The 18,946-nt window shown below is 71.7% G+C and carries 17 protein-coding genes and 1 pseudogene; 3 read left to right on the forward strand and 15 right to left on the reverse strand.

The genetic code is table 11. The features are described 5' to 3' along the window. Positions 1-14 precede the first annotated feature (14 nt). The 12 genes and pseudogenes from lepB (HNR70_RS09585) to ffh all read right to left on the reverse strand — a co-directional run bounded on the left by lepB (HNR70_RS09585) (position 15) and on the right by ffh (position 11,331). Complete coding sequence (gene lepB, locus HNR70_RS09585) at positions 15-953, reverse strand: signal peptidase I (RefSeq protein WP_246375193.1); 939 nt, start codon at positions 951-953, stop codon at positions 15-17. A 31-nt stretch (positions 954-984) separates the two neighbouring features. After that, positions 985-1,563 (reverse strand): signal peptidase I, encoded by a 579-nt coding sequence (lepB, locus tag HNR70_RS09590; RefSeq protein ID WP_184325456.1) that lies wholly within the window; start codon positions 1,561-1,563, stop codon positions 985-987. A 19-nt stretch (positions 1,564-1,582) separates the two neighbouring features. Beyond that, on the reverse strand, positions 1,583-1,933 hold the full coding sequence (rplS, locus tag HNR70_RS09595) for a 50S ribosomal protein L19 (RefSeq protein WP_184325457.1): 351 nt from the start codon (positions 1,931-1,933) through the stop codon (positions 1,583-1,585). A 361-nt stretch (positions 1,934-2,294) separates the two neighbouring features. Next, the gene (gene trmD, locus HNR70_RS09600; RefSeq protein WP_184325458.1) at positions 2,295-3,029 is read right to left on the reverse strand and encodes a tRNA (guanosine(37)-N1)-methyltransferase TrmD; all 735 of its coding nucleotides are present in this window, start codon (positions 3,027-3,029) and stop codon (positions 2,295-2,297) included. Between the two features lie 7 nt (positions 3,030-3,036). Then, on the reverse strand, positions 3,037-3,621 hold the full coding sequence (gene rimM / locus HNR70_RS09605) for a ribosome maturation factor RimM (protein ID WP_184325459.1): 585 nt from the start codon (positions 3,619-3,621) through the stop codon (positions 3,037-3,039). Beyond that, on the reverse strand, positions 3,618-4,733 hold the full coding sequence (locus HNR70_RS09610; protein ID WP_184325460.1) for a hypothetical protein: 1,116 nt from the start codon (positions 4,731-4,733) through the stop codon (positions 3,618-3,620). Before HNR70_RS09610 ends, rimM begins: the two co-directional genes overlap by 4 nt. Positions 4,734-4,776: 43 nt before the next feature. Continuing rightward, a complete protein-coding gene (locus HNR70_RS09615; protein WP_184325461.1) occupies positions 4,777-5,019 on the reverse strand; it encodes an RNA-binding protein in 243 nt (80 codons plus the stop codon). 1 nt (position 5,020) lies between these two features. Continuing rightward, positions 5,021-5,512 carry a 30S ribosomal protein S16 gene (rpsP, locus tag HNR70_RS09620; protein ID WP_184325462.1) on the reverse strand — a complete coding sequence of 164 codons (492 nt, stop codon included), beginning with the start codon at positions 5,510-5,512 and terminating at the stop codon, positions 5,021-5,023. Between the two features lie 247 nt (positions 5,513-5,759). Next, positions 5,760-7,076 (reverse strand): annotated as a pseudogene (locus HNR70_RS09625) (Nramp family divalent metal transporter). 257 nt (positions 7,077-7,333) lie between these two features. Next, positions 7,334-8,443, reverse strand: coding sequence for an amidohydrolase family protein (locus HNR70_RS09630; RefSeq protein ID WP_184325463.1), 1,110 nt, complete (start codon positions 8,441-8,443; stop codon positions 7,334-7,336). A 24-nt stretch (positions 8,444-8,467) separates the two neighbouring features. Next, positions 8,468-9,019, reverse strand: coding sequence for an endonuclease domain-containing protein (locus HNR70_RS09635; protein ID WP_184325464.1), 552 nt, complete (start codon positions 9,017-9,019; stop codon positions 8,468-8,470). A gap of 713 nt (positions 9,020-9,732) precedes the next feature. Then, complete coding sequence (ffh, locus tag HNR70_RS09640) at positions 9,733-11,331, reverse strand: signal recognition particle protein (RefSeq protein WP_184325465.1); 1,599 nt, start codon at positions 11,329-11,331, stop codon at positions 9,733-9,735. Positions 11,332-11,441: 110 nt separating this feature from the next. Here ffh and HNR70_RS09645 point away from each other — a divergent pair, with 110 nt between their 5' ends. The 3 genes from HNR70_RS09645 (at position 11,442) to HNR70_RS09655 (ending at position 14,627) form a co-directional block, all read left to right on the forward strand. Further along, on the forward strand, positions 11,442-12,395 hold the full coding sequence (locus HNR70_RS09645; protein ID WP_184325466.1) for a LysR family transcriptional regulator: 954 nt from the start codon (positions 11,442-11,444) through the stop codon (positions 12,393-12,395). A 154-nt stretch (positions 12,396-12,549) separates the two neighbouring features. Beyond that, complete coding sequence (locus HNR70_RS09650) at positions 12,550-13,584, forward strand: putative oxygenase MesX (protein ID WP_184326630.1); 1,035 nt, start codon at positions 12,550-12,552, stop codon at positions 13,582-13,584. Next, positions 13,581-14,627, forward strand: a complete 1,047-nt coding sequence (locus HNR70_RS09655; protein WP_184325467.1) for a methionine synthase — start codon at positions 13,581-13,583, stop codon at positions 14,625-14,627. Before HNR70_RS09650 ends, HNR70_RS09655 begins: the two co-directional genes overlap by 4 nt. 105 nt (positions 14,628-14,732) lie before the next feature. On the opposite strand, the gene HNR70_RS09660 is transcribed toward HNR70_RS09655, so the two are convergent. The 3 genes from HNR70_RS09660 to HNR70_RS09670 are packed head-to-tail and all read right to left on the reverse strand — an operon-like array spanning position 14,733 to position 18,815. Next, positions 14,733-17,090, reverse strand: coding sequence for a [protein-PII] uridylyltransferase family protein (locus HNR70_RS09660; RefSeq protein ID WP_184325468.1), 2,358 nt, complete (start codon positions 17,088-17,090; stop codon positions 14,733-14,735). Continuing rightward, positions 17,080-17,418 (reverse strand): P-II family nitrogen regulator, encoded by a 339-nt coding sequence (locus tag HNR70_RS09665; protein WP_184325469.1) that lies wholly within the window; start codon positions 17,416-17,418, stop codon positions 17,080-17,082. Before HNR70_RS09665 ends, HNR70_RS09660 begins: the two co-directional genes overlap by 11 nt. Then, positions 17,415-18,815 carry an ammonium transporter gene (locus HNR70_RS09670; RefSeq protein ID WP_184325470.1) on the reverse strand — a complete coding sequence of 467 codons (1,401 nt, stop codon included), beginning with the start codon at positions 18,813-18,815 and terminating at the stop codon, positions 17,415-17,417. The genes HNR70_RS09665 and HNR70_RS09670 overlap by 4 nt, the downstream gene beginning before the upstream one ends. Positions 18,816-18,946 lie beyond the last annotated feature (131 nt).

Consider the following 18,946-nt stretch of genomic DNA (forward strand, 5'->3'; position numbering starts at 1 on the left):
GGATCGGGCGGGGCTCACGGGGCGTCGGGCACGTCGGCGAAGGCCTCGGCGCCGTCGCCGAGTCCCGTCCAGCGGCTGGCCGGCCAGAAGACGACCGCGGCGCGGCCGGTGACGTCCGACTCGTCGACGAAGCCGCCATCGCCCTGGACCTCGTGCCACACGGAGTCGGCGGAGGCGTAGCGGTTGTCGCCCATCACCCAGATCTTCCCGTCGGGGACGGTGACGTCGAAGGCGGCCTGGCAGGCCGGGGTCTCGGGGTTGATGTACGGCTCGTCCAGGGTGGTGCCGTTGACCTGGAGGGCGCCGCCCTCCTCCTCGCACACCACGTGGTCGCCGGGCAGCCCGATCAGGCGCTTGACAAGGTGGTCCTGGGAGGGGTCCGGGGCGAGACCCACCACGGACAGCACCACCATCAGCCGCACCCGCGGGGTGGGGTTCTCCGTGGCGTCGCCGGGGATCCAGCCGTCCGGGTCCTCGAACACGATCACGTCGCCGCGCTCGAGGTCGAACACCCCTGGGGTCAGCTTCGAGACCAGGATCTTGTCGTCCTCGAGCAGCGTCGGGTTCATCGACGCGGACGGGATGTAGAAGGGCTGGATGAGGAAGGTCTTGACCAGCACGGCGATGACGAGCGCGACCACCATGGTGACCAGCGTGTCCAGCCACAGCGGCATGCGCTGGCGGCGCGAGGTGCGTCGGCCCTTGGTCGAGTGGCCCGCGCGGGCCGGGACGGCCTCGTCGGCCGACGGGGTCGCTTCGGCGCGATCGTCGGCCAGCTGGGTCTCGTGGGCGCGATCGTCGGCCGACGGATCCTTCATCGCGTTCTCCGCATCGGACGGGTCCGTGCTCCTCGGCTCGGGCCCGGTGCCTGCGGCTCCCTCAGCGGCGTCCGGTGCGGCAGCCGGGTCCTCGGGGTGGGACAGGGCTCGGCGGGACTCCTCGGACGCATTCATCGGCGCGATCCTATCCGCAGATGCTGGGCGATCAGAGGGTGCCGCGGCGAGGCGGTGGCCACACGATGCGGTCCACGGCGCCGACCACGCGCTCGACGGGGATCATGCCGCCGCCGGGTGCGCCGAGCAGGCTGCGGGAGTCGGTGGAGTCCGAGCGGTTGTCGCCCAGGACGAACATCCGCCCTTCGGGCACGAGCAGGTCGAACTCGATGGTGCTGGGCTCGGTGCCGGGCGGGAGGTAGGGCTCCTCGAGGGGGACGCCGTCGATGAGGATCGCCCCGTCCGGGTCGCAGCACTGGACCCGCTGCCCGCCCACCGCGATCACGCGCTTGACCCAGTAGCGGCCGCCGTCGTCGTCCGACGGGGCGAAGTAGCCGCGGCCGTCGAAGACGACGACCTGGCCGGGCTCGGCGGTGCCGCGCGTTGCGCGGTCGGCGAGGAGCACGTCGCCGGCCTCGAGGGTGGGGGCCATGGAAGCCGAGGGGACGCGGAAGGGCTGGACGACGAAGTAACGCACGCCGAAGGCGGCGACGAGCATCAGCACGACGAGGACGGCGACGGCCACCACGGGGTGGGGCCGTCGCCGTCCGTCCGCGCTCAGGCGGGACATCCTGGGATCCGGGTGCGGATCAGGAGTGCTCGCGCTTCTCCTTGATGCGGGCCTTCTTGCCGGTGAGGGCGCGCAGGTAGTACAGCTTCGCGCGGCGCACGTCGCCGCGGGTGACGACCTCGATCTTGTCGACGGTCGGGGCATGCACGGGGAACACGCGCTCCACGCCGACGCCGAAGGAGATCTTGCGGACGCGGAAGGTCTCGCTGACGCCGTGGCCCTGGCGGCCGATGACGTAGCCCTGGAAGACCTGGATGCGGGAGCGGTTGCCCTCGATGACCTTCACGTGCACCTTGACGTTGTCGCCGGCGCGGAAGTCGGGGATGTCGTCGCGGAGCGACGCCTTGTCGAGCTCGTCGAGCTTCTGCATTGTTCTTCTCCTGCCCTCCGCCTCAGGTCGGACGGCATCGTTCGCGGGAGGGCCCGGTGGGGCCGACCGTGGTGAACCGTCGATCCGGCGGGGAGCGGACTCCCCGTGCCGGTGTGCTGGGCCTCTGGCGGCGACTCCCATCGCCACGGACCTGCCCGACCGCGTTCTGCGCCCTCCCCTGAGGCAGAGAGGCGCGCGGTGCGCACGACGGGACATTGTGCCAGCGCACGCGGCAGGGCGGCAAGCCCGGGCCCGGGCGACCGTGCTGGTCGTCACGGGGTGCGGGTGTCGGGTCGCTCACGCTGGACCCATCGGGCCCGCTCCGGGCCGATCGGCCGACGGGGTGCGCCCCGTCGGCCCCTCAGTCGCCGGCCGGGTCCAGCAGGTCGGGTCGGCGCTGCCGGGTCCGCTCGACGGCCTGCTCGTGGCGCCAGGTCGCGATCCTCCCGTGGTCGCCGGAGAGGAGGATCGGCGGGACCTCGCGCACGGTGCCGGCGGGGTCCTCCCAGCGGGCGGGGCGGGTGTACAGCGGGTACTCGAGCAGGCCCGCGGAGTGGGACTCCTCGACGAGGCTCTCGGCGTTGCCGACCACGCCCGGGACGAGCCGGACCACGGCCTCGGTGATCGCGAGGACCGCGACCTCGCCGCCGTTGAGGACATAGTCGCCGAGGCTCGCCAGCGCCACCTCGAACCCGGCGTCGGCCAGGTGCTCGTAGACGCGCTCGTCGATGCCCTCGTAGCGGCCGCACGCGAAGACCAGCCATGGCCGGTCGGACCATTCCTGCGCGGTGGCCTGGACGAACGGGGCACCTGCGGGGTTGGGGAAGACGACCAGCGGCGAGGCGTCCTCGCCGAGCTGGGCGCGGCCCGCCTCGCGCACGGCGTGGAACGCGGCGGCCCACGGCTCGGGCTTCATGACCATCCCGGCGCCGCCGCCGAGCGGGGAGTCGTCCACCGTGCGGTGGCGGTCGTGGGTCCAGTCGCGCAGGTCGTGGACGTGCAGGTCCACGAGACCGTCGCGGCGGGCCTTGCCGATCAGGGACAGCTCGAGCGGGGCGAGGTACTCGGGGAAGATCGTGATGACGTCGATGCGCACTGGAGCCTCAGCGGTCCTTCCGGGCCGGACGAGAGGTCTCGGGTTCGGGGCCCTGCTCGTCCTCGGGGAGCTCGTCGAACAGGCCGCCGGGCGGGTTGGCGGTGACGACCCCGGCCTCGAGGTCGACCTCGGGCACGAGCTGCTCCACGAGCGGCAGCTGCACGCGGCGACGGTCCGGGGTGCGCACCACGAGCAGGTCCTGCGCGGGGTAGTGCTCGATCCCGGCGACGGTGCCGAGCTCGCGGCCGTCGACGTGGCGGACGGCCAGGCCCTTCAGCTGCGAGGGATACCAGGCGTCGGGGTCCTCGTCGGCCTCCTCGTCCTCGTCGACCTCGAGCACGAGGTCCACGCCGCGCAGGGACTCGGCGTCGGTGCGGTCGGCGACCTCCTCGAACACCGCGTACCAGCGGTCCTGCTGCAGGCGGGTGCGCACCACAGTGAGGGTCCGCTCGCGCCCGCCGACGGTGACGTCGAAGGCCGCGCCGGGCTGCAGGCGGTCCTCGGGCTGGTCGGTGCGCAGGGTGAGCGCGACCTCCCCGCGCAGGCCGTGCGCCCGGCCGATGGTCGCGACGATGACGTCCAGGGTGCTCATGCCATGGCTCCGTTCGAAGGGTCGGGGGTCAGGGGGTCGGGGGTCAGGGGGTCGGGGGCCGAGGGGTCGTGGCGGCGGTCGGGCACGGCGGGGGCGCCGACGATGCCTCCCCCAGAATCCTCGCCGCCGTCGCCGCCGCTGCCGGCGTCGGCGGTCCCGCCGTTGCCGGGGTCGGCGACGCTCGCGTCGTAGCCGAGGGCGGCGCACGCGTCGGTGAGCGCGGTCAGCGGCTCCTGAAGGCCCTCGGACCAGGTGGCGCCGTCCAGGGCGTCCTGGAACGGGGCGCGGACCTGCTCGAGAGCGGCGCGGACCGCGTCGTCGTCGGCCGCCGCGATCTCGCCGGCCAGCAGCTCGTCGGTCGCGCGGAGGTCCTCGCCGCGGTCCTGCGGGATCGCCCGTGCGGACAGGCCCACGAGCTTGAACATGTTCGAGGTGAGCACGTTGGAGTTCGCGAAGTGCGTGAGGGTGGAGGGGGTGTCCAGGACGTCGGCGCACACGAGCGCGGAGGGCTTGGTGCCGTCCTCGCCCGGGCCGAGGGCCCAGGCCGCGGCGGCGGAGGCGCCCTCGCAGGCACCGGCGACGCCCTCCCAGGCGGTGCGGAAGGCCTCGCGGTCCGCGTCGGCGCCGCGCTCGGGCTCGGTGCGGAACCAGTCGGCGAGCGCGGTCGCGGCGGCGCGGGCATCCTCGGGCGCGGCCTCGAAGGCGGTCTCGACGTCGTCGACGGTCATGGCGTAGAACATCGGGTCGCTCGGCCCCACATCCGGCGCGGTGCCGGCGCGGTCCAGGACCGTGCGGGAGAGCGGATCGGCGTAGTCGGGGTCGCCCCAGAAGTCGGCACAGGCCGCGGCGAGCGCAGGATCGACGCTCTGCTCCTGCCCGGCGGTGGTGGTGCCGTCGCCGTCCGACCCGGCCGCGCCCCCGTCGGACGCACCGCCCGCGGAGGTCTGGCCGAGACCCGAGCAGGCGCTGAGCACCAGGGCGAGCCCGAGCGCGGGCGCGAGGGTCCCGGCGACCCGTCGGCCGACGGAGGACCGAGCGTGATCGAGCCGGGCGGGCTCGTTCCGGACGCGTTCGGACAGAGGGAACGAGGAACGGCGCTGCCGGGACCTCACGGTCCGATCGGCAGCGCCGCTCCTCAGGGTCCTTCGGGGCACCTCAGCGCCGGTCGACGTCGACGATGTCGACCCGCACGTCGTCATCCGACAGTGCCGCGGTGACCGTGCGCAGGGCACGGGCGGTGCGGCCCGAGCGGCCGATCACCCGTCCGAGATCGGCGGCGCCGACCCGGACCTCGAGCAGCGGGCCGCGACGCGTGGACTTCTCGGTCACGCGCACGGCGTCGGGATCATCGACGATGCCGCGGACCAGGTGGTCGAGCGCTTCGGCGCGGGCGCTCATCTCAGGCCTCGTCGGTCGACGCGGCCTCGGCGTCCTCGGTCGACTCACCCTCGGCCGGAGCCTCCTCGGAGCCGGGCTCGACCTCGTCGGAGCCCTCGGCGTTCTCCGCCTCGGTCTCCTCCTTGGCCTTCTTGGCACCCTCGCGGGACTCCGCGGCGGCCTTGTCGGCCTCGGCGATGAGCTCCTCGGCGGACTTCTTCTCCTCGGCGGTCTTCAGGGAGCCGGCGGCGTCGCCCTCACCCTTGAACTTCGCCCAGTCGCCGGTGACCTTCAGCAGCGCGGTGACCTGCTCGGTCGGCTGCGCGCCGACGCCGAGCCAGTACTGCGCGCGCTCGGACTCGATCTCGATGACCGAGGGGTTCTCGGTGGGGTGGTACTTGCCGATCTCCTCGATCACGGCGCCATCGCGCTTCTTGCGCGAATCGGCCACGACGACGCGGTAGAACGGTGCACGGATCTTGCCCATGCGCTTCAGACGGATCTTGACAGCCACGTGGGTGGACTCTCCTTCAGGGATGTTCGGGTGAGTCCCGCCGCAGCCTGTGGGGTGATGCGGGCGCTGACGGTTCTCGGGGTGTCGCGCACGGACGGGTAGAGGGCCGGTCCGGGCGCATACAGGGATCGATTATGCCAGGGATCGCCCGGGGCGATCCACCCGTCCCCGTGTGCACCGGGGCACATGGGGTGGGCGGATGGGCGGGCGCATCGGCCGATGACGGGCGCGGCCGACGGACTCCGACTCAGCCCGGCAGGGCGGCGAGGAGCTGGTTGACACCGAGGACCACGAACAGCAGCGTCACGATGCCGAGCAGGATGTTCAGCACCGGGCCGTTGCGCCACCTCTGCGGCATGTGGCGGGAGTTCATGAGGAACAGCAGCGTGATCGCCAGGAACGGCATGAAGAGCGCTCCGAGCACACCGTAGGCGATGATCACCTGCACCGGCCGGCCCAGCAGGAGCAGCAGCATCGGCGGGAACGTGAGCCACAGGATGTAGAAGCGGTAGTACTTCCCGCCGATCCGGCGATCGGGGTGGTCCTCCGGCTTCTTGCGCACGTGGCCCCAGAAGTCGGCGAACATCACCGACACCCCGTTCCACACGCCGAGGACGGAGGAGAAGGACGAGGCCTAGAAGCCGATGAGGAACACCCAGCTGAAGAACGTGCCGTAGCGGGCGGCGAGCACGTCGGAGAGGTCGAGCAGTCCACGATCGCCCTCGTCGATCGCGATGCCGGAGGAGTACAGCAGCTCGGCGCCGACGATCAGCATGGCGACAACGAAGATGCCGGAGATGACGTAGGCCATCGCGTTGTCGATCCGCATCACGCGCATCCACTTCGGGGTGGACCAGCCCTTCTCCTTCAGCCAGTAGCCGTAGGCCGCCAGGGTGATGGTGCCGCCCACGCCGCCGGCGATGGACAGGGTGTAGATGAGTCCGCCCTCGGGGATGCGGGGCACGAGCCCGCCGACGACCTCGCCGAGGTTCGGCAGGGTGATCACGGCCGCGCCGACCACGGTGAGGAACATGATGCCGACGAGCACCGCGACCATCTTCTCCAGCGCGTGGTACCGGCCCAGCCACACCAGGGCCGCGCCGATCAGGCCCGAGAGGATCGCGTAGACGATGAACGGAAGGTCCGCGATCCAGCCGATGTCGCCGAGCACGGGCAGCTGCGGCACGAGCGCCGCGAGCGGCAGGGCGGAGGCGCTCATCGCCGTCGCCCCGTACACGAATCCCCAGATCATGATGTATGGGCCGAAGTACCACGAGGTCCAGCGGCCGATGCGGCGCCAGCCCTCGAAGATGGAGTGGCCGGTGGCGAGGGTCCAGCGACCGGCACCCTCCACTAGGATGATCTTGATGACCACGCCCGCGATCGCGGCCCACAGCAGCGCGTACCCGTAGCGGGAGCCCGCGACGAGAGTCGCCACCAGGTCACCGGCGCCGATGCCTGTGGCCGCGACGACGAGGCCCGGGCCGACGATCTTCCAGTGGGGTCGGTCCTGGGAGTCGTCGGTGTGGGCGACGTCGGGGTGGACAGTGTCGGCGTCGGTCAGGAGCGCGGCGTCGCCGGCAGCGCCAGAGCTGTCGCCGCCCGACCGGGAGCGGGCAGGGTCGGGTCGGGGATCGGGGGCCGACGGGCCGGTGCCTGAGCTGCTCGGGCCGTGCGGGCGGTTGCGGTCTGCGTCATCGGAGTCCATTGCGGCACGCTAACGGCCGTTACCCCCGACCGGGCGTTTTCGCGAGAGTTCGAGAAAAGGTTATCCGTTCTGTGATCTTTCGTCCGGTTCAGGTCTCCCGAGCTGCGTCGGGGTCAGGCGACGACTCGTCCTCCGAGCACCACGTGGGTGCGCTCGCGCAGGGTGCGGTGGTCCGTGCGAGGGTCCTCTCGCGTGATCAGCAGGTCCGCGGAGGCACCGTCCTCGAGCCCGGGCACGCCGAGGAAGCGGCGGGGCGCCCAGGTCGCGGCGTCGAGGATCGCGGTCGCGGACAGTCCGGCCTTGGCCAGCTCGTCGAGCTCGTCGTGGACGATGCCGTGGCCGAGCACTCCTCCGGCGTCGGTGCCGACCAGCAGCTGCACGCCCGCGTCGTGGGCGTTGCGGGTGCGCTCGAAGCGGTCCGCGCGCAGGCGGCGCATGTGCTTGGCGTAGCGGGGGAACTTCCGCTCGCCCTGGGAGGCGTAGGTCTCGAACTCGTCGACGTTGACCAGCGTGGTGACCACGGGGACCTGGGCCTCGGCGACGCGGGCGATGGTCGCATCGGTCAGGCCCGTGGCGTGCTCGAGGCAGTCGAAGCCGGCGTCGAGCACGAGCGGCAGCGTCTCCTCGTCGAAGGTGTGGGTGGTGATGCGGGCGCCGGCGGCATGGGCGGCCTCGGCCGCGACGGCGAAGTCCTCGCCGCTCCAGCACGGGGTCAGGTCCCCCACCTGGCGGTCGATCCAGTCGCCGACCAGCTTCACCCAGCCGTCGCCGCGGCCGGCCTCCCTGGTCACGGCGGCGGCGAGGTCCTCGGGCTCGACCTCGTCCGCGTAGCCGATGAGGTAGCGGCGGGTGCGGGCGACGTGTCGGCCGCTTCGGATCAGGCGCGGGAGGTCGCCCTGCTGCTGCAGCGGGGAGTTGTCGATGATCGAGCCGGCGTCGCGGATCAGCAGCACGCCGGTGTCGCGATCGGTGAGCGCCTGACGGCGGGCCTCCTCGAGGGTGGTGCCCCCTCCCCCATCGCCGATCCCGATGTGGCAGTGCAGGTCGGCGAGGCCGGGGACGACGAAGCCGTCCAGCTCCTGGATCTCGGCGCCTGCGGGCAGATCGGGCCGCTCATGGCCGATCGCGCCGTCCACCACCCAGGCCCCGGAGATCTCCTCCTCGGGACCGAGCAGGACGGGGCCGGTCAGGTGCAGGATCGGGGCGCTGGCGTCGGTGCTCATGGGGGCGAGCCTAGCGGCGGGGCGTCAGGTGACGGTGGCGGCTCGGCGACCTGCCTTCGCCAGCGCCGTCTCCACCCTGGCCAGGAACTGGCGCGGACTGCGGTAGTCGGCAGCGCTCGTCCGGACCACCGCCCAGCCCGCATCGTGCAGCACCTCGTTCTTGTTCAGGTCGTGCTGCCACGCGGCGCGGTCCTTGCGATGGTGCTCGCTGTCGTACTCGATCGCCACCCGCTCCTCGGGATAAGCGAGGTCGGTGTAGAAAGCGATCCCGGTGGCGTCCTCGTCGACCTGCACGTTCAGTGCGGGCTCGGGGAACCCTCGCACGAGCAGCAGCAGGCGCATCCGCGTCTCCATCGGGGACCACGAGCGCTCGCGGACGTACGGGAGGGCGCGGCGCAGTGCGGTGGTCCCCTTGCTGCGGGCCGCCGCGAGCTGCTCCGCCAGCTGCGCGCGGGTGATGCGCTCGTGCGCGCCGAAGCGGTCTGCGGCAAGCGCATCGAACGCGACGACGAGGTCCGTCCACGACAGCTTCGCGCTGATCTCCTGCAGCGCGGTGAGCGGAGGCGAGATCAACACGCCGCGATGGTCGATGGGCTGGACCGCCGTGGTACCGCGGGACACGACCAGCGGGCCCGACTGGGTGGAGGCCCTCCGGACCGCGGCAGTGCAGGGGCGCACCGCCTGCGTAAGTCAGGGCGCTGGGCAGCGGGGTGCCGAACAGCTCCGCGGCGGTGGCGTGGCTGAAGGTCGACCCCGGCCGGACGTGCTGCTGGAAGAACATGGCGATCTGCGTGAAGTCCAGGCCCGCATCGGCGCGGGCCCACCAGCCGGGGAACAGACGCCGCATGGCGTCAGAGGTGAGATCTCGTCGACTCATCCCTGCACTCAGGAGCCACGCTCGCGAGTACACGGTGTCGCGGCGGAGGTCAGCGGGCCGGAGGGACATGCGCCGAGGCTAGGCCGGGTCGATCGATGCGGTGACGGACCCTGCGATTGCTGTGGACGAGGCCCCGCTGTGGAGGAGCGGACCGCGACCCGTTCCACAGCTCCTCGGCGACGTGTCCCGGAGCTAGGTCCACACGTCCCTGCGAGGGCACGCTCCACGGAGCCAGCGAGGCAGAAAGTCTCACCAGAGCGGACTTTTTGCAGTGCTGGCCCGTTCCCGGCCGCAGAAACGGAGCCCGCAATGCAGAAGGTGCCACCAGATGGCACCTTCTGCATTGCTGGCCAGGTCGGAGCTGGGTCAGGGCAGCGACGCGGCATCACGCACGCGCCCCGCCCGCCCCGGCTCACTTCCCGCCGAGGAGCTTCTGCATCTCCGGAGGCAGCTGGCTGGGATCGAAGTCGGACAGGTCCGGCCGGCCGCCCTGGCCCGCCCCGGACACGCCGCCGCCGAACGCGGAGCCGCCGGTGCCCGACTCCGCGGCGCGCTTGGCGGCCTCGGCCTGCTCGCGCGCGGCCTTCGCGGGGTTCTTGGACTTGGACTTCTTGCCCTGGGGTCGCTGCGGCGCCTGGCGTCCGCGCGACTTCTTGCCCATTCCCATGCCGGGGCCGCCGGGCAGTCCGGGCATGCCGCCGCCGGCCATGCCGCGGCCCATGGTCTTCATCATCTGCTGGGCCTGCTTGAACCGCTCGAGCAGCTGGTTGATCTGCTGGACTGTGGTGCCGGAGCCCTTGGCGATGCGGTTGCGGCGCGAGCCGTTGATGATCTTGGGGTTCTGGCGCTCCTCCGGCGTCATGGAGCGGATCATCGCCTCGACCTTGCCGATCTCGGCCTCGTCGAAGTTCTCCAGCGCCTCGCGGTACTGCCCCATGTTCGGCAGCATGCCGAGCATCTTCTTGATGCTGCCCATGTTCTTGAGCTGCTGCATCTGGTTGAGGAAGTCGTCGAGGGTGAAGTCCTCCCCCGCGGCGAGCTTCGCGGCGGTCTTCTCGGCCTCCTTCTGGTCGAAGGCCTTCTCCGCCTGCTCGATGAGGGTGAGCACATCGCCCATGTCCAGGATGCGACTGGCCATGCGGTCGGGGTGGAAGCGCTCGAAGTCGTCCAGAGCCTCGCCGGTGGACGCGAAGAGGATGGGGCGCTGGGTGACGCCGGTGATGGACAGCGCCGCACCGCCGCGGGCGTCGCCGTCGAGCTTGGACAGGACCACGCCGGTGAAGCCGACGCCGTCGCGGAACGCCTCGGCGACCCGGGCGGCGTCCTGGCCGATCATCGCGTCGACGACGAACAGGGTCTCGTGGGGATGCACGGCGTCGCGGATGTCGCGGGCCTGCTGCATCATCTCCTCGTCGATGCCGAGGCGCCCGGCGGTGTCGACGATGACCACGTCGTGCTGCTGGAACTGCGCGGTGGACACGCCGTTCATGGCGACCAGCACCGGGTCGCCCACGCCGTTGCCGGGCTCCGGCGCGAACACCGGCACACCGGCGCGCTCGCCGACGATCTGCAGCTGGTTGACGGCGTTGGGGCGCTGGAGGTCCGCCGCGACCAGCAGCGGGGTGTGCCCCTCCCCCTTCATCCACTTCGCGAGCTTGCCCGCGAGGGTGGTCTTACCGGCGCCCTGGAGGCCCGCGAGCATGATGACCGTGGGCGGCTGCTTGGCCCAGTGGAGCTCGCCGGTCGCACCGCCGAGCACCTGGACGAGCTCGTCGTTGACGATCTTGACGACCTGCTGGGCGGGGTTGAGCGCCTTGGAGACCTCCTCGCCAAGCGCGCGTTCGCGCACCCGGCCGGTGAAGTCGCGCACCACGGAGACCGCGACATCGGCGTCGAGCAGGGCTCGACGGATCTCGCGGATGGTCTTGTCGACGTCCGCCTCGGTGAGGCGTCCGTGGCCGCGCAGGCCCTTCAGCGACTCTGTGATGCGATCGGAGAGGTTGTTGAACACGAAGGCGCTTCCTCTTGGTCGTTCGGACCGCCCCAGTGTAGTGGCCGCGCCGGAGGCGCTCGAGAGACGCACCAGCGCTCCGACCACCCGCAGTGGGATAGCCTGCGGCGATGGCACGCGAGGGCGTCGGGATGGCGCACGGGATCACATTGCAGCAGCTGCGCTATTTCGTGGAGGTCGCTGCGGAGGGCTCCATCTCCGCCGCTGCCGACCTGCTCTACGTCTCCCAGCCCACGATGTCCGCCGCGATGAAGGACCTCGAGCGCCGAGTGGGCCGTGTCCTGCTGTGCCGCTCCGTGCGCGGTGCCGCGCTCACCGAGGACGGCATCGAGTTCCTGGGCTACGCCCGCCAAGTGGTCGAGCAGGCCGAGCTGCTCGAGCAGCGCTATCTCGGGCGCCCGCCGTCCCGCCGCCTGCTGGCGGTCTCCGCACAGCACTACTCCTTCGTGGTGGAGGCGTTCGTGCGCATGGTGAAGGCCTCGCAGGCCGCGGAGTACGACTTCGCGCTGCGGGAGACCCGCACCGCGGACATCATCGAGGACGTGCGGACTCTGCGCAGCGAGATCGGGGTCCTCTACCGCAGCGACTTCAACCGCAAGGTCATCGACAAGCTGCTGCGCGACTCGGACCTCGCCTTCACGCCGCTGTTCCTGGCGAGCCCACACATCTTCATCGCCCGCTCCAACCCGCTCGCCTCGCGCGAACAGGTGACCCTCGAGGACCTCGAGCAGTTGCCCCGGCTCACCTTCGACCAGGGCACGGACAACTCCTTCTACTTCGCCGAGGAGATCCTCTCCACCCGGTCCTCGGCGCAGGACATCCGCGTCAGCGATCGCGCCACGATCTTCAACCTGATGATCGGCCTGAACGGCTACACGATCTCCACCGGCATCGTCTCCGACGACCTGGATCCCTCCATCGTGGCGGTTCCGCTCGAGGTCGACGAGCACATCGAGATCGGATGGATCGGCCACGCCTCCGTGCGGCTCACCGATCAGGCGGAGCGATTCCTCGCGGAGATGCGCGATGTGGTGACCGGATTCGGGGTCGAGCTCCTGGCCTAGAGGCTGCCGACCAGAGTGGTCCTGACGCCGATGCCCCCGTCATAGATGACGCCTATGGCGTGCACCCCGATTTCACAATGGGGCTATAAAGGCAGGTCGTGCATACGCTCTTCCCACCACGACCACCGGGGGAACGATGACGATCGAGAGCACGATGACGACAGAGCGCAGCGCGACGAGCGAGACCGCCACCAGGAGCGACCTCACCTTCAGCATCCGCACCACCCGCTTCGACGAGGACTACGTCCCCGCCAGCGGCTCGCGGATCACCACGAACTTCGCCAACCTGGCCCGCGGGGAGAACCGCCAGGAGAACCTCCGCCGTGCACTCACGATGATCGACGACCGCGCGAACGCCCTCGCGGGCACCGAGGACCGCTACACCGTGGAGCTCGACATCGTCTCCGCGGACCTGCACCTGGGCGAGGACGTCGATCCCGACGGGACCGGCACGGGCGTCCCGCTGATCGAGATGCTCGACGTGCAGATCCTGGACCGCGAGACCGGCACCCGCACCCGCGGGATCACCGGGAACAACTTCTCCTCCTACGTGCGGGACCACGACTTCAGCGTGCGGCTGCCCGCCAGCCAGCCGGCCGAGGGCACCAAGGGCCAAGGCCCCGTCGTGCCGGACGACTTCGGTGTCCTGCACGGACGGCTCTTCCGACGCTTCATCACGTCGGACGCCTATCGCGAGCGTTTCGCCCAGCCGCCCGTGATCTGCATCAGCGTCTCCACCAGCCGCACCTATCACCGGATCGGCACCCCGCACCCGGTGCTCGGGGACGAGTACGCCACGGACGGCTCCTCCCTCACCGACCTGTACTTCTCCCGGATGGGTCTGCAGGTGCGGTACTTCATGCCGCGCGGCGCCGTCGCTCCGCTCGCGTTCTACTTCGAGGGCGACCTGCTGGCCGACCACTCCGATCTCGCGCTCATCGGCACGATCGCGACCATGGAGACGTTCCAGAGGATCTACCGCCCTGAGATCTACAACGCCCGTCGGCCCGCGGGTGAGACCTACCGGCCCACCCTCGACAACCCCGACCACGAGGACACGGGGATCGTGTACGACCGCGAGGAGCGCAGCCGGCTCGGCGTGACCCAGGGCCGTGTGATCGAGGAGACCCTCATCGCACCCCATGGCGAGCGCCTCGCGCAGTGGCTCGCCGAGGAGGAGACCCGATGAGCACGTCCCTTTCCACCACGCTCCTTCCCACTGCGATCGTCGGCAGCCTCCCCAAGCCCTCGTGGCTCGCCGAGCCCGAGACGCTCTGGGCACCGTGGGCGCTCGAGGGCGAGCGGCTGGACGAGGGCAGGCACGACGCGCTGCACCTCGCCGCCGCCGAGCAGACCCTCGCCGGGCTCGACGTGATCAGCGACGGGGAGCAGACCCGCCAGCACTTCGTCACCACGTTCATCGAGCACCTCAGCGGCGTCGACTTCGAGCGCCGCGAGACGGTGCGGATCCGCGACCGCTACGACGCGAGCGTCCCGACCGTCGTCGGGCCGGTGCGCCGCGAGCGGCCCGTCTTCGTCGAGGACGCGAAGCGCCTGCGCGCGCTCACCGACAAGCCGATCAAGTGGGCCCTGCCCGGCCCGATGACCATGATCGACACGCTGTACGACGCGCACTACGGCAGCCGCGAGGAGCTCGCCCGCGAGTTCGCGGCGATCCTCAACCAGGAGGCGCGGGAGCTGGAGGCGGCCGGAGTCGACGTCATCCAGTTCGACGAGCCCGCCTTCAACGTGTTCTTCGACGACGTGCGCGCCTGGGGCGTGGAGGTCCTCGAGCGGGCGGCCGAGGGGCTGCGCGCCGAGACCGTGGTGCACATCTGCTACGGCTACGGCATCAAGGCCAACACCGACTGGAAGGCGACCCTCGGCGAGGAGTGGCGCCAGTACGAGGAGGTCTTCCCGCTGCTGCAGGCCTCGAGCATCGACACCGTCTCGCTGGAGAGCCGGGGCTCCCGGGTCCCGCTCGAGCTCGTCGGGCTGCTGCGCGGCAAGAAGGTGATGCTCGGCGCCATCGACGTCGCCGATTCGCGCGTCGAGACCCCGGAGGAGGTCGCCGACACGCTCCGCAGCGCGCTCGAGTTCGTGGACGCGGAGAACCTCTGCCCCAGCACGAACTGCGGCATGGCACCGCTCCCCCGCACGGTCGCGCAGGGCAAGATGCGGGCGCTCACCGCCGGTGCGGCGCTGCTGCGCGAGGAGCTGGCCGAGGGCTGAGCCCGCCCGGCAAGAACCCCGACGGCGAAGGGCCCGCGCGTTCCCGCGCAGGCCCTTCGCCGTTCTCGTCGCTCAGGTCGCCCATCATTCAGGGCCCCTCGCCGCTCAGGTCGAGGCGGCGTCCATCAGCGCGGCGACGATCCGGCCGACGACCGGCGGTTCGAGCGCGCGGCCGTGCTGATCGGTCAGGTACAGCACGTCCACGGCCCGTCGGCCGAGGGTCATCACGTGCGCGCTGCGCACCTGCAGGCCGTGGGCCGTGATGGTCTCGGCGACGTCCGCGAGCAGGCTCGGACGGTTGCGGGCGTTGACCTGCACGACGGTCGCCTCGCGGGACGCACCGGGCAGCAGGGTCACCACCGGCGTGTCCTCGGTGGTGCGCATCGGCGGGGCCGGGGGCAGCTCGAGCACGCGCGCGTCGGGCCGGTCGCGGTGGGCGAGCTCGCGGTCCAGCGCCGTGCGCACCACGGAGGGGTGCGGGAGATCCGCGGGGGTGCCGGCGACCCACCAGGTGTTCACGGCGATGCCGTCGAGGGTCGAGACGACCGCGCTGTGCACGTCCAGCCGCAGCCGCACGAGCACCCTCGCCATGGCGGCGAACACGCCGGCCCCGTCGGGCGCGCCGACGCACAGCTGGGAGATCGGCTCGGCGTCGAGGTGGGCGGGGTAGATGACCTGGGCGCTGCCGGTGCGGCGCACCGCGGCGAGCACGGCGTCCTGCGCGGAGCGCTGCGGCGCGAGGCGCGTGCGGGGCGCGGTGGCGGTGCCGCGCAGCGCGTCCCGGCCGAGGTCGGTGAGGTGGTCGACGAGGTCGGCGCGCCAGGTCGACCAGGCCGAGGGGCCCGCAGCGACCGCGTCGGCCTCGGTGAGGGCGCGCAGCAGCTCGAGGGTCTCGAGGTCGTCGTCCACGGCCTTCAGGAGGTCCCGCAGCGTGGTGGGGTCGGCGAGGTCGCGGCCGGTCGACAGGCTGATCAGGGTCAGGTGCTCGCGCACGAGGGTCGCGATGGTGCGGGAGTCGGCCTTGTCGAAGCCGAGGGCGCGGGCGGCCTCCTCGGCCATCGGTGCCCCCTCGGCGGCGTGGTCGCGCATGCCCGGGCGCTTGCCCATGTCGTGCAGCAGCGCGGTGACCAGCAGCAGGTCGGGGCGGCTGACGCGGGCGAGGAACCGCTGGGACTCGATGACCGTCTCGATCTGGTGGCGGTCCACGGTGAAGCGGTGCACGGCCGAGCGCTGGGGGCGGTTGCGGATCTCCGCCCAGCCGGGAACCCAGCGGGAGAAGATGCCCTTCACGTCCAGGGCCTCGTACACGTCGGCGAGGTGCTCGCCGGCCAGGGCGTCCACGAGCACGTCCCGCTGGGCGGGCAGCAGCGGCTCGATCGGCGCCTCGGCCATGCGGGCGAGGGTCGCGTCGCTGAGCGGCAGGCCGGTCGTCGCGGCGTGGCGGACCGCGGCCATGTCGCGCAGCAGGTCCCGCGAGGTGGGGTCGACGGACACCTCGCCGGCCTGGACGATCACGCCGTGGGGGTGGCGCTCGAGCGCCGGCCGACGGGACGTCCCGGCGCCGCGGGTGGCGCTGCCGCCGGGGGCGATCGCGGCCTCCGCGGCGCGGACGGCGCGGTGCAGCTCCCAGGTGACGGCGCGGGCGGCCTCGGCGAGCACGGCGTGGTGGTCGTCGGCGTTCGCGTGGCCGGTGAGCGCCGCGACGGCGTCCTGGTCCGCGCGGCCCAGGCGGGTCCCGGAGGTGCCGGTGACGGCCTGGAGGGCGTCGCGGGCGTCGCGCAGGGTGCGGGCGGCGTCGTCGACGACCTCGTGGTCGAAGTCGGCCAGCCAGCTCTCGGCGAGCGCGCGGATCACGGTGATGTCGCGCAGTCCGCCGCGGTCGGACTTGAGGTTCGGCTCGGTGGAGTGGGCGAGGGAGCCGTAGCGGCGGTCGCGGTCCATGGCGAGGTCCACCAGCTCGCCGACGCGGCGGCGGGCCTCGCGGCGCCACTGGGCGCGGACGCGCGAGGCGGTGTCGGTGACGAGGTCCTCGTCACCGGCGACGGTGCGCAGGTCCAGCAGGGCGATGGCGGCGCGGAGGTCCTGGCGGGCGACCTGCTCGCACTCCTCGGGGCTGCGCACCGAGTGGTCCAGCGACGTGCCCGAGTCCCAGATGGGGTACCACAGGGCGCTGGCCAGTTCGGCGGCCCGCTCCTGGGTGACCTTCGCGGGATCCACGAGCAGCACGAGGTCGAGGTCGCTGGCGGGGCCGAGGGAGCGGCGGCCGAGCGAGCCGATCGCGGCCAGAGCCGCGCCGCTGCCGGCTCCGGACACGGCCTCGCCGGCCCGCTCCCACAAGGTGCGCAGCCAGTCGTCGACGAGGTCGGACTGGGCGAGCCTGCGGGAGGGGCCGGCGGAGTGGTCCGCGAAGCCCTCGTGGAGCACCTGGGTGATCCGACGGGTGGAGAGCTCCTCAGAGGGCATCCGCCCCCCGTTCCCCGGTGCGCACCCGCACGACGGAGGAGACATCGGTGGTCCAGATCTTCCCGTCGCCGATGCGGCCGGAGCGGGAGGAGGCGAGGATCAGGTCGATGATCGCCGGCTCATCGGTCTCCAGGGCGAGGACCTCGACCTTGATCTTCGGGATCGTGTCGATGGTGTACTCGGCGCCGCGGTAGACCTCGGTGTGTCCGCCCTGGCGGCCGTACCCGGCGACCTCGGTGACGGTGAGGCCGGTGACCCCGTACTCGCGCAGCGAGTCGGTGACGGACTGCAGGGCGTGCGGCTGGATGATCGCGGTGATCAGCTTCATCGGTTCTCTCCTGTGACGACGGGACGGGTGGTCTCCTCGGAGGCCACGGGGCCCGGCCCGGCGGCGGGAGCCTGGTTGCGGGGCTCGGTGCCCGGGTCGGCCGGCGGGAAGGCACCGGTCGTGCCGTGGAGCGAGGAGCGGTCCCGGCGGGAGGCCAGGGCGCCGACGAGATCGTATCCGGACTCGGCGTGGTGGGTGATGTCGATTCCAACGCGCTCGTCGGCCTCGGGGACCCTCCAGCCCATCGTGTACTTCAGGACCAGGGCTATGGCGAGGGTGAGGACGCCGGAGATCAGCATCGCCACGACCGCGACCAGGGTCTGGACCAGCAGCAGGCTCGCACCGCCGCCGAGGAACAGGCCGCCCTCGGAGGCGAGGAAGCCGATGCCGATGGTGCCGACGAGACCGCCGACCAGGTGCACGCCGACCACGTCGAGCGAGTCGTCGATGTCGAAGCGGTACTTCAGACCCACGGCCAGGGCGCACAGCACACCGGCGACGAGGCCGAGGATGATCGAGGTCACCGGGGTGAGCGCGGCGGCGGCCGGGGTGATGGCGACCAGGCCCGCGACGACGCCGGAGGCCGCACCGAGGGAGGTGACGTGCTTGTCGCGGATGCGCTCCACGAGCGCCCAGCCGAGCATCGCGCCGGCGGTGGCGACGGTGGTGTTCACCCAGGCGAGGCCCGCGGTGCCGTCGGCCGTGCCGGCCGAGCCGCCGTTGAAGCCGAACCAGCCGAACCACAGCAGCGCGGCGCCGAGCATGACCAGCGGCAGGTTGTGCGGCTTCATCGGCTCCTTGCCGAAGCCCTTGCGGGCGCCGACGACGATCGCAAGGACCAGGCCCGCGATGCCGGCGTTGATGTGGACGACGGTGCCGCCCGCGAAGTCGATCGGCTCGGCGATCGCGGCGAAGGGGCCGTCGCCGGAGAGGAGGCCGCCGCCCCACACCATGTGCGCGAGGGGTGCGTAGACGATCAGGACCCACACGAAGGAGAAGACCATCCAGGTGCCGAGCTTGACGCGGTCGGCGATGGCGCCGGAGATCAGGGCGGTGGAGATGATCGCGAAGGTCATCTGGAAGCCGGCGGCGACCAGGAAGGGCACGCCGCTGCCGGCGAGGATGGACTGGTCATCGGTGCCGTTCAGCCCGAAGAACTCCAGCGGGCTGCCGAACAGGCCCCCGATGTCCGTGCCGAAGGCGATGGAATACCCGGCCAGGGTCCAGGCGATGGCGACCACGGCGATGGCGCTGAAGGACATCAGCATCATGTTCAGCACGGTGCGGGCGCGCACCATGCCTCCGTAGAAGAGGGACAGACCGGGGGTCATCAGCAGCACGAGTGCGGCGCTGGTGAGGATCCAGGCGGTCGCCCCCGTGTCGAGGGTGAATTCCATGTCGGCTCCAGACAAGGGGTGGGGCCGGTCCGTGAGCGACTTCGCGCCTCCGGGACCGCACGACCGGGTCGGTCGTCCCGCACATCTTTTGCGGAATCGGACAGATCACCTAGGGCGGAGGGGGCCCGTGA

This window comes from Brachybacterium aquaticum, assembly GCF_014204755.1.
Lineage (GTDB): Bacteria > Actinomycetota > Actinomycetes > Actinomycetales > Dermabacteraceae > Brachybacterium > Brachybacterium aquaticum.

Excerpts from the sequence above, each read along its gene's own strand:
- lepB (WP_246375193.1), bottom strand. The coding sequence starts at position 953 with ATGAATGCGTCCGAGGAGTCCCGCCGAGCCCTGTCCCACCCCGAGGAC.
- lepB (WP_184325456.1), bottom strand. The coding sequence starts at position 1,563 with ATGTCCCGCCTGAGCGCGGACGGACGGCGACGGCCCCACCCCGTGGTG.
- rplS (WP_184325457.1), bottom strand. The coding sequence starts at position 1,933 with ATGCAGAAGCTCGACGAGCTCGACAAGGCGTCGCTCCGCGACGACATC.
- rimM (WP_184325459.1), bottom strand. The coding sequence starts at position 3,621 with ATGAGCACCCTGGACGTCATCGTCGCGACCATCGGCCGGGCGCACGGC.
- HNR70_RS09615 (WP_184325461.1), bottom strand. The coding sequence starts at position 5,019 with ATGAGCGCCCGCGCCGAAGCGCTCGACCACCTGGTCCGCGGCATCGTC.
- HNR70_RS09630 (WP_184325463.1), bottom strand. The coding sequence starts at position 8,443 with ATGAGCACCGACGCCAGCGCCCCGATCCTGCACCTGACCGGCCCCGTC.
- HNR70_RS09645 (WP_184325466.1), top strand. The coding sequence starts at position 11,442 with ATGGCACGCGAGGGCGTCGGGATGGCGCACGGGATCACATTGCAGCAG.
- HNR70_RS09650 (WP_184326630.1), top strand. The coding sequence starts at position 12,550 with ATGACGACAGAGCGCAGCGCGACGAGCGAGACCGCCACCAGGAGCGAC.
- HNR70_RS09655 (WP_184325467.1), top strand. The coding sequence starts at position 13,581 with ATGAGCACGTCCCTTTCCACCACGCTCCTTCCCACTGCGATCGTCGGC.
- HNR70_RS09660 (WP_184325468.1), bottom strand. The coding sequence starts at position 17,090 with ATGCCCTCTGAGGAGCTCTCCACCCGTCGGATCACCCAGGTGCTCCAC.
- HNR70_RS09665 (WP_184325469.1), bottom strand. The coding sequence starts at position 17,418 with ATGAAGCTGATCACCGCGATCATCCAGCCGCACGCCCTGCAGTCCGTC.
- HNR70_RS09670 (WP_184325470.1), bottom strand. The coding sequence starts at position 18,815 with ATGGAATTCACCCTCGACACGGGGGCGACCGCCTGGATCCTCACCAGC.